The 15,809-nt window shown below is 43.3% G+C and carries 9 protein-coding genes; 2 read left to right on the plus strand and 7 right to left on the minus strand.

Annotated features, from left to right (window positions below; all coding sequences use genetic code 11):
• Positions 1–5: 5 nt before the first annotated feature.
• Positions 6–3,194: a SusC/RagA family TonB-linked outer membrane protein gene (locus tag AABK40_RS14635; protein ID WP_338398433.1), complete on the minus strand. Its 3,189-nt coding sequence runs from the start codon at positions 3,192–3,194 to the stop codon at positions 6–8.
• A gap of 938 nt (positions 3,195–4,132) precedes the next feature.
• Here AABK40_RS14635 and katG point away from each other — a divergent pair.
• Positions 4,133–6,337 (plus strand): catalase/peroxidase HPI, encoded by a 2,205-nt coding sequence (katG, locus tag AABK40_RS14640; RefSeq protein ID WP_338398434.1) that lies wholly within the window; start codon positions 4,133–4,135, stop codon positions 6,335–6,337.
• 465 nt (positions 6,338–6,802) lie between these two features.
• Here the strand turns inward: katG and AABK40_RS14645 are convergent, their stop codons facing one another.
• From AABK40_RS14645 to AABK40_RS14660, 4 genes are all read right to left on the minus strand, one after another.
• Positions 6,803–9,565: a T9SS type A sorting domain-containing protein gene (locus AABK40_RS14645; protein ID WP_338398435.1), complete on the minus strand. Its 2,763-nt coding sequence runs from the start codon at positions 9,563–9,565 to the stop codon at positions 6,803–6,805.
• 176 nt (positions 9,566–9,741) lie between these two features.
• The gene (locus AABK40_RS14650) at positions 9,742–10,284 is read right to left on the minus strand and encodes a GNAT family N-acetyltransferase (protein WP_338398436.1); all 543 of its coding nucleotides are present in this window, start codon (positions 10,282–10,284) and stop codon (positions 9,742–9,744) included.
• A gap of 9 nt (positions 10,285–10,293) precedes the next feature.
• Positions 10,294–10,995 (minus strand): hypothetical protein, encoded by a 702-nt coding sequence (locus AABK40_RS14655; RefSeq protein WP_338398437.1) that lies wholly within the window; start codon positions 10,993–10,995, stop codon positions 10,294–10,296.
• Positions 10,996–11,059: 64 nt separating this feature from the next.
• A complete protein-coding gene (locus AABK40_RS14660; RefSeq protein WP_338398438.1) occupies positions 11,060–11,749 on the minus strand; it encodes a hypothetical protein in 690 nt (229 codons plus the stop codon).
• A gap of 20 nt (positions 11,750–11,769) precedes the next feature.
• Between AABK40_RS14660 and AABK40_RS14665 the strand changes: the two genes are divergently transcribed.
• Positions 11,770–13,137: a hypothetical protein gene (locus AABK40_RS14665; RefSeq protein WP_338396605.1), complete on the plus strand. Its 1,368-nt coding sequence runs from the start codon at positions 11,770–11,772 to the stop codon at positions 13,135–13,137.
• A gap of 531 nt (positions 13,138–13,668) precedes the next feature.
• On the opposite strand, the gene AABK40_RS14670 is transcribed toward AABK40_RS14665, so the two are convergent.
• A complete protein-coding gene (locus tag AABK40_RS14670; RefSeq protein WP_338398439.1) occupies positions 13,669–14,535 on the minus strand; it encodes an RnfABCDGE type electron transport complex subunit B in 867 nt (288 codons plus the stop codon).
• 170 nt (positions 14,536–14,705) lie between these two features.
• On the minus strand, positions 14,706–15,563 hold the full coding sequence (locus AABK40_RS14675; protein ID WP_332921047.1) for a ferredoxin reductase domain-containing protein: 858 nt from the start codon (positions 15,561–15,563) through the stop codon (positions 14,706–14,708).
• Positions 15,564–15,809 lie beyond the last annotated feature (246 nt).

Consider the following 15,809-nt stretch of genomic DNA (forward strand, 5'->3'; position numbering starts at 1 on the left):
AAAAATTAGAACTTAAGATTTACCCCGAGTTTGAGCGACATCGCCTGTGGCGGATTGCCACGAATAACCCCCGGGGCGATATTTCCTGCCATATAGCTGAAGTTGGCTTTAGAGTTCACCGACTCCGGATCCCAGCCCGGGTATTTGGTGATGGTCCATAGGTTGGAACCACTGGCAAACACCCTGATTTCCTTCATTTTTATGCGGCTGGTAAGTGCTTTCGGCAAAGTATAGCCGAGGGTCACATTTTGCAGCCTGATAAACGAACCGTCGTAGAGAAACCTGGTGGATCGGCTTCCGAGGTCCGGCGTTCCTACGGCAAAAGGGTGGTCGTAAATAACCCGAGGCACATCAGTCTGATCGCCGGGCTGTTGCCATCGCTGATCATAAACAAACTGCGGCACATTGGTTACCCGGTTGCCGGTGGCCATATAGGAAGTGCGCATAATTTCTTCATCAAACAGCCAATTGCCATAATTGATATAGAAGTTAAAAGACAGGCTCAGTCCTTTATAGCTGACACTGTTATTAAAGGCCCCCGTGAAAGTCGGCAAGCCTGTTTTTCCGTCGATATCCTGCACGAGTCCTTCCATTTCTTTTTTCGAAGGGCGGGCAGGGTCCTCGAATTGGAAAGGTGCGCCAGTGGCAGGGTCCTCAAAAAGTTCATTGCCCGTTTCAGGATCCACCCCCAGCCATTTTACCATGCGGTAAGAAGCCACGCTTCCACCGATGCTCGGCAGGGCAACGCCTCCCTCCTGCGCCAGAATGTTAGGATCAACACTCAGCTCCACCACCTCATTTTTCAGGAAGGCACCATTCAGCCCGACATTCCAGCTCCAGTCGGTATTTTGCAATACCAGCGCATTGAGTGAAAATTCCAGCCCAGAATTTCTAAGTTTTCCGCTATTGGTAATGTAGTTTCCTCCACCGGCGGTTGGTGGCAAACTCAGGTTCGCCAACAGGTCGGAATTGGTCCGGCTGTAATAGGCGATATCCCCTTTCAGCACGCCTTCGAACAGTTCGAAATCCATTCCAAGATCAAAGGCATAGGCTTTTTCCCAGCCGATATTATCGGTAGAACCTTTCAGCCTTAATGGCGACAGGCCTTGCGATCCGGCATAAGAATAATTGATGAACTGCCAGCTGTAGAAAGCGGCATTTTGTTCAATTTCAGCATTACCGGAAATTCCATAAGAAGAGCGCAGCTTCAGGTAATTGACCACCTTATTGTTGGCCATAAAAGCCTCTTCGGAAATGTTCCAGCCCACCGACGCAGAAGGGAATGTCCCCCATCGGTTTTGTGCACCGAAACGGCTCGATCCATCGGTACGGACGCTCATTCCGAACAAATAGCGGTTGTCGTAACCATACTTAAACCGTGCAAACCCAGAATAAAATACCGCTCCCTGAGCACGCTCGCGCCACTCCACAATTTCATTGGCACTGCCGACATTCTTCAGGGAGTTGGTCTGCGGAAAGCCCACCCCTTTATTACTCAGGAATCGCTGATTTTCAAGGTAGGATTCCGTCCCGACGGTAGTGGCAAATTCATGCTTGCCCAGCTCTTTATTGTATTCCACAAAGGCATTCATGTTGGTATAGAAGCGCGCCTGCTTAATGGCATCGGCATAGCCATAATTATCCTGCGTTCGGCCAACCTGCGCTTTGGTGGTAATCAGTGGCGAAAACCAAACCTCGCGCTCATACCCGGTGTAGTTAAGGCTGAGGTTGGCTTCTGCCCTGAAATTGGAGTTAATATCAAAGATCAATTGCCCGGAATTAATGGCCGTAAAGTTATTCGACTTATGGTAAAAATACTCCTCGTCGAGGGTGGTCGCTACATTGAACAAGGCCGTCGGCTTGAAGAATGTGCCGTCGGGATTGTGTGTGGGCAGTTGTGGCAAGCCATTCCTGATAAAATTAAAGCCCGTCGGGTTGCTGTAACTGGTAAAAGCATTCCCGTGGCCCCGGATATTCAGAAAGTAGCTGTTCGTAGGGTATTGGGTGTTTTTAACGTTGGAAATCTTGGTATTGAGGTTGAACTTCATTCGCTCACTGATTTTCATTCCCACATTGGCACTGAACGCCAGGCGGTCGTTGTCATTTTGCTGAAGAATTCCCTCATTCATGTCATAACTACCATTGAGGCGGTAAACAAAACCATCCGTACCTCCAGAAACCGCCAAAGAAGCTGTTCTCATACGTGCCTGTCGCAGCACCATGTCATATTTATCGATATCGGTATTTCGTGCTTCCGCTTCAGTGTACCAACTATTCGGGTCGGTATAAGGCAACACCCGCTTATTGGCTGGCACGTTGGAGTTCTCCCATGCTTCTTCAGTATAATTAATCCAGTCTGTGGCATTGAGGTGCTGCATGCGGTGTGTCGGCCGCTTCACCCCCTCGGAATAGTTCAGCGTCCAGCTCGCTTTGCCTTTTTTCCCTGATTTGGTTTTTATCAAAATTACCCCATTTGCCCCACGGGAACCATAAATGGCTGTAGCTTCGGCATCTTTTAGCACTGTCAGGCTCTCAATATCATCTGGGTTAATATTGGTCATCGGGTTGTAGGCCGTACCAAAATTTCCCGTACCATCAGTAGGGTAGGAAGTAAACGGCAGCCCGTCGATCACATATAACGGATTGGAACTACTACTGAGCGAGCCCGTTCCCCGCACACGGATATTAACAGCGCCCCCTACTGCACCACTCGATCCAGTAACATTCACCCCTGCGGCCATTCCCTGCAATCCTTCCTGAAAACTGGTATTGATTTTATCCCCAAGGTTTTGAGGTTTGATCGTATTGTAATTTCCCGTTGCCAGCTTTTTACAGGCGGTTCCGTAACCTACCACAACCACTTCTTCAAGCGATTGCACATCCTCCTTCAACCCCACATTAATCGACCGCTGCGAGTCCACTTTCACGGTTTCCGCAAGAAAACCCATGAAAGAGAATTCAAGCGAAGCCTCGCTACTGCTGACCTCAAGCTGATAACGGCCATCGAAACTGCTCACTACCCCATTGTTGGTTCCTTTCTCCAGGATCATCGCCCCAGGTAGGGGTTCCCCATCGGTTTTGGAGGTGACCACCCCAGTGATGGTCAGCGACTGTCCGAAAAGTCCTGCCGAAGGCAGTATTCCAAAAAAGACTATCGCAAAAAATAGATTGAGTCGGTTAAAAATTCTGTTCATCGAATTAGATCATTAAAATTATTTGTGCTCCCTGAGCTAAAAAAATCTTAACTAATGTTCCGAAAAATATCGGGTCCCCCCCTACTTTTTAACCAATTCAAAGTCGGAAGGCACCCTGGCGGCATCGCCCCATACCAATATTGAGCTCATGCAATCGTAATGCTTTTTTAATCAGTAAGTTATATACATTATCTCCTGATTTACAAATCCTTTTTGCCTTGTTTTTTTCGAATTCAATGCTGATATAATAGCCTTGAGCCCGTTTCATCTTCTGCTGAAAATCCTAAAATACCTGTGAACACTTTGCCTTTTGCCATGGAATAAACAGGTGGTCTGTTATAAAAGTCCCTTGCAGGAGCAGGTCAATTTTGAGAATGCTTAAGGATGGTGGAGGCCACGAAAACTCCCTGATTTTTTATTGTCCAAAGATTGATGAGCGTAAAGGAATTTTTTAAATTAAAAAGCAAGGGCTACTCCGCGCTACAACCCGCAAAAAAGGCACCTTCATTCGAAAGAATAGAAAGTGATTTTGGATTTGCGATATCCGCTTGACGAAACAAAAATATCTGTGGAAATCTGTATGATCTGTGGACAATATCAAATCGGGTAATAATTAGGAGTTCCACCGCTACTGACAAACCTGAAAGGCGATCTTTCTCTTACCTACATCACCATTAGCACAATGCCTTTTCTTCCTGTGCCAAATTGATGACTGATCAATAAAATCAATCATCTTGAGGGGATTAAATCCATCGGTGATAATAACATGACGGCCAAATAACAAGTTATAAATAAAGGTTGGCTTGCTGAAGTTCAGCATAAAAAACCACGCTGCGCCACCAAAAAATTGAGCGCATCATTTTTTCCGATTAACTGTCAATGGGAACTACATGCGATCAGTCCGTACCCATTGGTATTTTACTCAAAAACATACAAATATGGATCAATCAAATGAAGGCAAATGCCCTTTCAATCACGATGGGCTCCCCAAGAAATCTTCCCTCGGCACTTCCAACAAAGACTGGTGGCCCAACAGGCTGAATATCGACATCCTGCGCCTGCATGCCTCAGACTTCAGCCCCATTGACAAGGATTTCAATTATGCGGAGGCTTTTGCGAAATTGGATTATCAGGCACTGAAGCAGGACCTCTTCGACCTGATGACCGACTCCCAGGATTGGTGGCCCGCAGATTATGGCCATTATGGCCCATTTTTTATTCGAATGGCCTGGCACAGTGCAGGAACTTACCGCATTCAGGATGGCCGAGGCGGTGCCGCTACGGGAAATCAACGCTTCGCCCCGATCAACAGCTGGCCAGATAATGGCAACCTCGACAAAGCACGGATGCTGCTGTGGCCCATCAAGCAAAAATATGGGCAGTCGCTTTCGTGGGGCGACCTGCTGATTCTTGCGGGAAATTGCGCCCTGGAGTCTATGGGCTTCAAGACTTATGGCTTCAGTGGTGGTCGAGAGGATATTTGGCAACCTGAAGATGATATCAACTGGGGGTATGAAAAAGAATGGCTTGATGATGAACGCTACACCGGGGATCGGGAGCTGGCCAACCCACTTGCGGCAGTACAAATGGGCCTTATTTATGTTAATCCTGAAGGACCCAACGGAGAGCCTGACCCACTGAAATCCGCTAAGGATATCCGCGAAACATTTGCCCGAATGGCGATGAATGATGAAGAAACCGTGGCTTTGGTGGCTGGCGGCCACACCTTCGGGAAGGCCCACGGCGCTGGCGATGCCGACCTGCTTGACCGGGAGCCTGAAGGAGCCAAGATTGAAGAGCAAGGGCTCGGCTGGCGCAGCACCTTTGAATCTGGCGTTGGCATACACGCTACCACCAGCGGCATTGAAGGCGCATGGACCCCCACGCCTACAAAGTGGGATAACAGCTACTTCGACACCCTGTTCAATTACGAATGGAAGCTGGTTAAGAGTCCTGCCGGCGCATGGCAATGGGAAGCGGAAGGGGACGAAGCGCAAAATTTGGTGCCCGACGCCCATGATCACAACAAGCGACACGCCCCAATGATGACCACCGCCGATCTGGCTTTACGTCAGGATCCTGCCTATGAAAAAATATCGAGAAGATTTCATCAGCACCCTGACGAGCTCTCCAAAGCATTTGCCCAAGCCTGGTTCAAACTTACCCACAGGGATATGGGGCCAAAAACCTGTTATGTGGGACAGGAAGCGCCACAGGAGGATTTCATCTGGCAGGATCCCATCCCTACACCTGCAGGTCCGCAGATCGATCAGCAAGATATTGACCTGCTGAAAGAACAACTGCTCAACAGTGGGCTCAGCATCGGTGAAATGGTTTCCACCGCCTGGGCGTCCGCCTCCTCTTTCCGACAGTCTGATCGCCGGGGTGGAGCCAATGGTGCAAGAATACGCTTTGCTCCTCAAAACCAATGGGAGGTGAATCAGCCTGCACAACTGAAAAAAGTTCTGGACAAATTGAGTCAGATACAAGCGGACTTCAACCAGCAACAATCCGATAAGAAGGAGCTCTCTATGGCTGATCTGATCGTACTTGCGGGAAACACTGCCATAGAAAAAGCTGCCAAAGATGCGGGCACTGACCTTTCTGTACCATTTCATGCTGGGCGCGGAGACGCCAAGGAGGAACAAACCGATGTGGCTTCTTTTGAGTCGTTACGACCACTCGCTGACGGGTTCAGGAATTACCGCGCAGAGAAAATCCCGATGATGACCGAAGAGATGCTCATTGATAAAGCACAACTTTTGAGTTTAACTCCTTCGGAAATGACGGTGCTGCTGGGGGGCATGCGGGTGCTGAACACCAATTACGATGGCTCTACGCATGGGGTACTGACCAAAAGACCAGAACAGCTGACCAACGACTTCTTTATTAACCTGCTGGACATCAACACCAAATGGACTGCCACCAACGACACCGCCGAACAGTTTGAAGGCAAAGGCAGAACAACAGGGGAAAAACGATGGACTGCCACAAGATTCGACCTGATTTTCGGTTCCAACAGTGAATTGAGGGCTGTTACTGAAGTATACGCCTCTGCAGATGCCAAAGAGAAATTCAGTCGCGATTTTGTAAAAGCATGGACGAAAGTGATGGAGCTTGATCGTTTTGACCTGAAAAAGTAAACTGCTCCTGTGCTAAAATACTGAAAAGCCCACTGCAAAAGTAGTGGGCTTTTTTATCGCCAAATTCTGCAATGACCTCTACGAGTTTTAACCTGAGTGCTATTATGAGCTGTCCTGAATATGCCCGAATTAATGAAATTTTTGAGTAGTCTGGATACCCATAGGTGGGGCCACAAAGTCATTAAGTGAGGCGCTTTGAGGAAACTTGGGTCTGAATTTGAAATGCTTGTAAAGGCATAATATATTATGTCTCACGTGACTATTTAAATAACCCTAAAGGAAATCAGCATTGGGTTAGACGTACAGGATTACATCTCTACAAAAAATAAAGCGACCGTAAAAATATCCTAAAATATTATCCTTGATAATCCCTCAGGATGACACAAAATCACATCTGAAATTTATGGCAAATAAAAAAACCACAGCCGAAAGACTGTGGTTAAAAAATTTAAAAGAAAATAAGGTCTACTGAACGATTAGCTGATAGGATGTGCCATCTGAAAGCACGACGGAGTATAAACCTGCTGCTACCCCATTGACGGATACTTTTGTATCTTGCGTTGTATCCAAAACACCTTTTGATAATGTTCTACCAAGCGCATCAACCAATCGATAGGTTCCTGCTTTACCCTCTGAATGAATCATGAAATAACCTTCGTTGACTGGGTTAGGATACACTCCATGCCTCTGCTCTGTTTCTGAAAACAATGGGCGTTCAGGCGCTTTATATTTAGAATGCTGATAGACATAGCGATTAATCGCATTGGTCTGGGTATAATTTATCTCCTCTCTGTCAAAGGAAAATCCTCTTGTATTGCCGAACAATTCCAGTAGCCCGTTTTCCCCTAAATGCACTAAGGGATAGGCGTCATTTTGGGTTTCAATTGATTTGGTAAAAATACGCCCCCCCTCTTTGTCAAAACCTACAAAGGAAAAGATTTTACCACTTGAAAAACCCCAATCCCCTTTTGATCCGATCGTATAGTCGTCTTCAAAAACTGATTTATTTGCTAATTGAGCTGAGTAACTTGTAAATACATTTAAACTGTCATCCACCTGAAGCCCATAATAGTTAAATGCAAAATGAGATTCCATAATGGAATGACGCCAGACCAACTCCCCATCTTGCTTATACTTCAAAATGGCTTTTCCATAAACGCCCATAACAGGTTGCAAGCCATCCTCGAATTGAGTTGCTCCATACGTCCACATATCTACATACAAATCCCCTAAACGATCTACCGCCAAAGAAGAAATCCAGCCTCCACTTCTTTCATCCTCATCTTGGCCATAATACTTATGCCATAAATAATTTAAGTCTTCATCATACTTGATAAGCACGGGAGCTTTATATGAAGTTTTCCCTGATATTTGAGTGATTTCACCATTTTTATCGCTTAAAGAAATTGGGTCATCAGCATTCAACTCATAGGTCAAATACAATTGCTCCTCATTATCAAAAATAAGACAGCTATTATAACCTCCAAATTGACCACCTCCTGTAACATAGTTGAACTCCAAGGGAGCCTCGTCAGAGAAATTTTCATGAACACTAATGCTTACCGTATTATCCGATCGGTCTCGATCATGATCAAAAGCAACCTTACCCTTGTTGGATACCATGAAAGCAACTTTATTTTCTTTGGGTGCATTAAATACCTTCTCTAATTCATCAGGAAATACTTCATAAATCACAAAATCATCCGTTTTCTTCGACAAATAAACGTGTTCTCTATCTGGCGTTTGTACAAAGAATTCACCAAACACATTGATCGAGAATTCAAAGTCATCAAATTGTTGATGGGACAGATAGTTCCCTTCTTTATCCAAATGAATAATAAGGCTTGATAATTGGGCCGGCATCGAAAATGATTGTCCTAAAAAATCCGCTTGCCCTATTCCTTCCGCAAGAATCAAACGTTCCCCATTCGCAAAAGCTGCATGGTCGAGGATATAAAGATATCCCCCATCGAAATGTTTATCAATAATAGTCGTTTTAGTTTTTGGCCAGATTCGATCGACCTTGAGGTGGGTAAAATTATTTTGAGGAAAATCCAAGATAACTTGATCATAAAAGGATAAAGGACCTTCAGTGACATTACTTTCTACCAACTCAATACCATTGGAATATTTGTAAACCGCATCGTCTAATTTGAACCACAGTTCGTTTTCATAAATACCAGCCCCTAAGAATACCTTTTGGTCAAGCCCCGCTTCTTCAACTATTGTGGCATGATCAAAATCGACCACCCCAACCAAAGTGTTAACATCCTCGGCACTGGCGAATACTGTTAGTAGCCCATCGGACACAACCAAATCCGTTCTTAAACTTGCATCTCTTACTGGAAAATCTTCCATCCTGATACTGGTGGCATCAGAAAGGTCCTCCTCTATTAAATGAATAATCGGAAAACCATACCCGTCATCCATTTCAAGAGAGCCAGACTGGATGACATTATCCGTCAAAATGGCAATTTTACCATCGATAAACTCCACATCAAATATATAACTGAAACTGAATAACGCCTCTATGGATAAAACACCAGAAACATTGGTCTCTTTGAAAAAGGAAGCAAAATCATGATAAAAAAAGTCTCCCCCATTTGATTTTAATATCCTGATCGATTTTGGAAGTGGATAATTTATTAATTTATGGTCAATTACCTCCAGTTGATCCGAAAGAAAAAGGAATAAATTTCCTGTTACCGCCTCATCATGATCATTCACAAAAAAATCTAAAGGAGACTCATCCAAATTTACCCCTATTACCAGTTGGTCATCCTCCCATTTTTCAAGATAAAATGCCTTGCGTATTTGGTGCAGAGCTAAATCATTGGTAAAAAGACTTTTTAATGATGTACAATTACCTTCAAGATCAAATGCCGCCAAAGCATAGCCCAATTGCCCATCGACCGCCGCGAGTTGTTGATCACCAAAACCAAATGCTGAAGTATAACTGAACAAGGCATAAACCTTCTCTCCCATAGCCTCAAGGCCAATTAACTGTAAATGTTCGGGATTACTTGAAAGTGTTTTCTCAACAAACTCATAGTCTCCAAGGTCATCATCGGAAACCACTAAGTCGGCGCTCATTCTTCGGGCATTTTCTGTACTGGTTTGGAATTGCCTAAAATCCTCAACATGGTGCTTGGGAAGAACAGGGTGTTCCTGTGAATGGGCATGGAAGGAACAGAAAAGCCCCATCCAAAATAGGAATAAAAATCTCATAGGTAGGTTGATTAATTTCTCTAATATTTATATATAAGTTTAAAGTAATAAAAGATTTAACATCTTACAAAAGAAATGAAATAATCAGGATTTTTTTAATGATCAAGAGAAGAGAAAGTCATTGAATAAAATTCCGAAGTAATTCAATGAGTTGACGCAAGCACGAGAAGATGTCGTTACCCTTTAGCAATCTGGGAGTTGCGTTCCCTATAAATTTCATAAACAACGCCTTCCTCACCATCAAGGTCAATTACTTTCTGAAAAGACATCCCCAATTTTTCAAGCACTTTGATGGAGGCTACATTTTGTTTCATCGCCCGCCCCACAACCTTTTCAATCCCTAATTCCTCGAAGCCATAGGCAAGGCACCGTTTGGCGGTTTCGGTAGCAAAGCCATTGTTCCAATACTTCTGATAGAACCTGAAGCCAATATCATATTCGCATTTTTCGGGGCAATACTTTAAACCACACCAACCCATAAATTGCAGAGAAGCTTTATCGATTACTGCAAGCCGCCCAACCCCATACTTTTCGTACTGATCGTAACGGCTCAAAAAATCATGTGCAGATTGTACATCCGCAAAAGGTTTATCTCCCGTGTATTGCAAAACGACGGGGTCCAAATTTAGACTAAAGAAATCATTAGCATCCTCCACCGTTAGAGGGCGCAATAGGGTTCTTTGGGTTTCGAGGAGGGGTTGATTAGTCTTCGCTGTCATGGTTGTTGTTTATGTATATTGTTCAACCTGATAATATACTTTTTCTTTTTCATCATAAAAAAGAAATAGGTAAGGTTCATCTAACCCCAATTTATACGGGTCAAGTTGAGCTACAAACTGAATATTTTCAATTTGTGGTGTTTCATCCGATTGGGCCCATTTTGGTAGGCTTCCCAATTGTCGAATGGTATTTCTCATTTCGATAGTCCCATTTTCATCCTTAAGCTTATCAGTAGTAAAATCAGCTTTGACCTTTATACAAATAGCTCGGTATTCATCTTTAAATCTTTCGTAGGATTCTGAAACACCAAACAGTTGTGAATCACATAAAATTTCGATCTTATTCTCTTTAACCTTGAACCCAATCAAATAATCAGTACAATATTCATTATACCACTTATCTGAGGGATAATCTCCATATTCACGGAATGAGCTAATAAAATGTGCCTTTTCTTGCGCTTCTCCTTTTACACCTGATCTTGGAAATGAACAGATCGAGAATATGTCATCATCATCGGCCATGCCGTCTTGACAAAAGACCTCAATTTTCGGAAAGAATTCAACTGAATCAATGGGTAGTTCGATTGCATTGGTACTTGACTTAAATTCTCCCAAAAAATACTCCTCATCTGATTGAAAGTCATCAGAATGGCTAATTTCACTTTCTAATTTATTTTTAGGTTGTTTTTTCTTTTTAAACCAACTAAACATTTGCTAAAAATTTAGGGAAAAAATAAATACATCGATGAGGAGATAAAGTAATACTGTACAAATTTTAATACATTACCCCAACAAGTCGCTGCTTCAATCCATTTTCATCAAAAACCCAAACGACTTCATATGCACCCGCTCCGTCACTATTCCATTGATAAACAAAATAAGTCTTATCATTTTTGTAGACTGTAAACTTATTCCTACATTCATAAATATCAGAAAAATACACATTGGGAATCTTTACTTCGTGTCCATCAATGGTCACTTTGATATCGTCAACTTGGGTTTTTGGAACCTCACCATCGGTTCCCCAAACATATCTTCCATCAATAGCAGTAATCCATTTACCATCTTTTCTGTCAATGACTCTGTTAGTTGAATCAAAATCGCTTAATTTATATTCAAAGCTAAAGTTTTTACCTGAATATTCTGGAATGTTTTCAAGTGGAAGAAAACGTGACCTATGAATGAATCCAACAATTGGAACACCTTTTCCGATAGTATAATCATCTTTCGGAAAATAAATTGAAATCCAGTCTTTTTCTTCATCAGCCTTTTCAAAATCATACCAAAACACTTGGTTTTCATAAACCCTATGTAGTATTTCTGATTTACCATCAGGCGACTTTCTGACATTTGTCCAACCATCGGGGTCCTTTATAATTGCGACTTGCCCTGATGTAGCCTGTCGAAAATTCACAAAAAAAGCGATTCCAGAAAAAAGGTTAAATTTGAGTGTCCAAACCGTCATTCAACCTTACCAGAATCGCTTTGAGTTTTAAAAATAACAAACAATCTCTAAAAAAGAAAAAGTCAACAGAAAGAGCCAAACGAAAAAGGCGAAACGACAGTATCAAAATTAAAAGATATAAGGCTCGGGCTTCTTTTTGGGAAAAGAAGTACAAAGAGGAAAAGTCTAAAAACAAGTCGGAGTTTGGTGGGAAAAAAATCAAGCACCACAGCTACTGTTCGGCCATTATTACTTTGGCTTTAATTTTACATACTGAAACCAGCATGAGCCTTCGTGATAGTGAGACGGTATTGCGTATTTTCATTCAACAAATGCACATAGATAGTAAATGCCCTGACCATTCGACGATTGATAATTGGTTAAAAAAAGCAGGAATGCAGGCCATCGAACCATTTTCACCTGAGCGGCCATGTGTTTTGATTTGTGATGAAAGCATTTCATTCAACGGGAAGAAATTGTTTTTGGTACTTGCCGTTCCTGTGTCGGTTTCTGACCAGCAGCGTACATTACGTTTTGAGGACTGTCACTTGGTTTATCTTGGTGCGAAAAAAGGTTGGTCGGCAGATGTAATTTATAAGGAACTTCAACCACTCGTTCAGAAGCTGAAAATTCAATATGTCCTAAGCGATAAAGGTTCTAATTTACTTAAGGCTACAGCCTTGCTGGGGCTTGATCATGTTTCGGATATCACCCATGAAGTATCAAGGACACTGAAAAATCTATATAACGATACAGATGATTACAAGAATTTCATCAAATGGGTTGGTGAACTCAGAAAAGATTTAGCGTGTGGGGAATATGCACATTTGGCCCCTCCAAAAGTAAGGCATCATTGTAGGTTTCATCAGCTTGGGCAATATGAAAAGTGGTTTAGAAAGGTCGGTCCTGAGCTGAAAAATGTCGCCGAAGAAAGCAAAGGTGCGGCTTTGAGCCTCCTCCAAATCAGTGATCATACACCTTTCATCAAGGATTTGATATCTTTGACCCCAGTGATCAAAGAAATATTGTCGGTTGGCAGAACGGAAGGGATAAGTCACAAAACTATTTTGAAATTAACTCAAAAAATGGAAGAACTCGAAGGGGATCGGCCAACTATATTCAGAGAAAAAATCACTCATTATTTTCATAAAACCTATAAAACGATTGGTGAAGACATCCCTTTTTGTTGCAGTGCTATCATCGAAAGCGTATTCGGAAAGTACAAATCAAAAATGAGCAGCCACCCACAGAAAATGTGCACCAACCACTTGCTGACCATTCCCTTATTTTTTGTGAAAGAAAATGAAATTGCCGAACTTGTTTCAGGATTTGACACCGTAAAAGTGGCAGAAATCAAAGATAAGGAAGCCGTGGCAAAAGCAATGATGAGCGTTCAAATGGCTGCTTAACTCGTGTACATGTTTTTTGAAAATATTCGACAGGCTAGCCCTGATGAGAGTTGGGCAGTAAATATGACCAATAGGATTGAAATTATAATCTTCATTTGTTCTAATTAGGTACAATTCTTCAATTATCGTATTTTAAGATGATTGAATTCCATTGAGGATATATTCAATGTTTTTGACAGGTAGGTAAATGCCTTAAAAAAATACTTTGGAATAAGATAATCATACCTCAAACAATTTAAAAATACTTTGCATTTAATTAACCTTTACCTCACTTGTAAAAGTTGAAAATAATTGAAAATTAAGGAATTGAACCTAAACACTTTTATTAAAATTGAATTATTGTGAACTTAGTTTTGTAATAGACATTGTAAACAGTGTCTCAAAAAACACGCTCAAATCAGCATCATCTCCCTAAACAAAAAAAAGACCGAAGTCGAACATCTTCGGTCTCAAAACAAGGAATAACAGCCGAATGTCTCTTGCGAGCCAGACAACCATACTGTGCTACATTAACTCAAAAATTGAGTGTTTTTAGGTTGCCTGCACAGGCTTGGCACCTTTGCGGATAATCTTGCGGCTTTCGTCGCCACGAAGTGGCCCTACTTGCGGATCAAACCAAAGGATGGCGCCTGTTGAACAACGATCGATAACAGACTTATCGGCTTTGGCTGCCTGATGATGAATCACTGGCAGATGATGCTCCATCGTAATCAGCCCAGCCGGAGCGTCCATTTCACATTTACCACAGGCACTACAGCCAACCTCGCAGTGCGCCAAAACCTGATCACCTTTTTCAAGGCTTTTACAGGCAACCCATAAGGATTCGGACTGTGGCACTATTTCAAACAATGCTTTGGGGCAAGCTGAAACACAGTCGCCACAACCGGTACATTTATTTTCATTGACAACGGGCAGGCCGTTGGCATTCATCTCAATCGCATCGAAATTGCAGGAGACGGCGCAGTCGCCTTGACCGAGGCATCCCCAGGAACAGGCTTTGGGCCCTCCACCGATCAGGTTCATTCCCTGACAGCTTTCGATGCCTTCGTAGTGCGCCCGATCCACCGCTACATTGCTCCCTCCGGCGCAGGCAAGTCTTGCGACTTTTCGGTTGGCTTCCCCCAACCCCACACCTAATAAAGAGGCAATGGCTTCAAGGTTTTCGGGCGTATTTACTGAGCAAAGGGCAGGCTGTACTTTCCCATTGACCAGCGATTCGGCAAACTGCCCACAGCCTGCGAGTCCACAAGCGCCACAATTTGCCTGCGGCAACAACTCTCCCACCTGCTCGATGCGGGGGTCTTCGTAAACATACAGTTTTTTGTTGGCGGCAATCAACATGATCACCAGCAATAAGGTCAGTCCTCCAAGAGAGGCCAATGCGATTAATATTGACATAAAAAAATTATTTTGATGTTGTTCGATTTATTGGGTCGCAGGTGTGGGCATCCCGTGTGTAAACGTGCATGACATGCCACATTTTATTGTGCAGGGCATGCCATATCTTATTGTGCAGGGCATGCCATATCTTATTGTGCAGGGCATGCCCTGCACCTACCACCAATATATTAATACAAAACCTCGGCCCATTTGCCACCGGCAATCAATTCGGCTTTTCGACTTTTCCATGCTTCTTCACTTCCCAAAATGTTGGCGAATGCTTTATCAAGGTTCTCGCGAACTTTTTCCAATCCCGCCACATAAACGTGGGTGTTGTTCATTGCCAACATCTGCTTGATTTCTTCTTTCTGATCTTCAAGTGTAACATCAAGGGCAATATCATCCGACCATTGTGGCCGTGGACTGATCGCCTGAAATGCTTTGAAGGTTTCGTTGTCGTAATAGTTGGTCAGGTCATTATTTTCATCATTCATATACAACATTTCCAACCCGCTTTTAGCTCCGTAGAACAACCGCACTTTTCCTTTCCACTCGATATCGGATTGATAAATATGCTTGATGAAAGCACGGAAAGGCGCAATGCCAGTTCCCATACCAATCAACAACATATTAGCCTCAGGGTCCTTTGGCACATTGAATGCAAGCTGATACGGTCCAGTGATGGTTACATGATCCCCTGCTATGCGATCGCAAAGGAAATTCGAAGCCACACCGGCATATTCCTCTCCACTGAAGTCATCAATATAAGCGCATCGTTTTACCAAAAGGGTGATGCGAGTTTTTTCATCTTTGGAAGTGGGCAGGTCCGCCACACTGTACAAACGATGGTGCAGGTGATGACCGAAGCGGGAGTCGCCCGGCACCAGAACGCCGAAGCTGTTGTTGATTTCACAAATGAAGTCGGGATCTTGCACCTCAAGGATGATCTCGCGGATCTCGTCCGTTCCTACGGGGGTGAGTCTGTCCGAACGCAAAACGATGGTTTCGTAGCGTTGGAGCGTGGCGATGTTGTCGATTGTTTTCATATCATTTAGTGTTTTAGTTTTATATTTTTAGTCAAAATTGGTGGTGTTTTTTGTCCACAGATTATGTTTAGATGCTGTAGGGGCAGACCTATGTGTCTGCCCGAATCAATTAATTTTGATCACCCTGTCGCGAGAGTCCCTCTCGTGGTAGGTAAACAAATTTACTCGTCTATTTAACCATGGAATAAATTCCATGTCTATTACAAAAAGTCCTTTCAGGACTGATGTGCCGGAGGTACATTTTGT

Origin of the sequence: Persicobacter psychrovividus (genome assembly GCF_036492425.1) — a bacterium.
Classification (GTDB): Bacteria; Bacteroidota; Bacteroidia; order Cytophagales; family Cyclobacteriaceae; genus Persicobacter; species Persicobacter psychrovividus.

What these genes read in the sequence shown, in the direction of transcription:
- AABK40_RS14635 (WP_338398433.1), bottom strand. Translation starts at nt 3,194, where the DNA reads ATGAACAGAATTTTTAACCGACTCAATCTATTTTTTGCGATAGTCTTT.
- katG (WP_338398434.1), top strand. Translation starts at nt 4,133, where the DNA reads ATGGATCAATCAAATGAAGGCAAATGCCCTTTCAATCACGATGGGCTC.
- AABK40_RS14645 (WP_338398435.1), bottom strand. Translation starts at nt 9,565, where the DNA reads ATGAGATTTTTATTCCTATTTTGGATGGGGCTTTTCTGTTCCTTCCAT.
- AABK40_RS14650 (WP_338398436.1), bottom strand. Translation starts at nt 10,284, where the DNA reads ATGACAGCGAAGACTAATCAACCCCTCCTCGAAACCCAAAGAACCCTA.
- AABK40_RS14655 (WP_338398437.1), bottom strand. Translation starts at nt 10,995, where the DNA reads ATGTTTAGTTGGTTTAAAAAGAAAAAACAACCTAAAAATAAATTAGAA.
- AABK40_RS14660 (WP_338398438.1), bottom strand. Translation starts at nt 11,749, where the DNA reads ATGACGGTTTGGACACTCAAATTTAACCTTTTTTCTGGAATCGCTTTT.
- AABK40_RS14670 (WP_338398439.1), bottom strand. Translation starts at nt 14,535, where the DNA reads ATGTCAATATTAATCGCATTGGCCTCTCTTGGAGGACTGACCTTATTG.
- AABK40_RS14675 (WP_332921047.1), bottom strand. Translation starts at nt 15,563, where the DNA reads ATGAAAACAATCGACAACATCGCCACGCTCCAACGCTACGAAACCATC.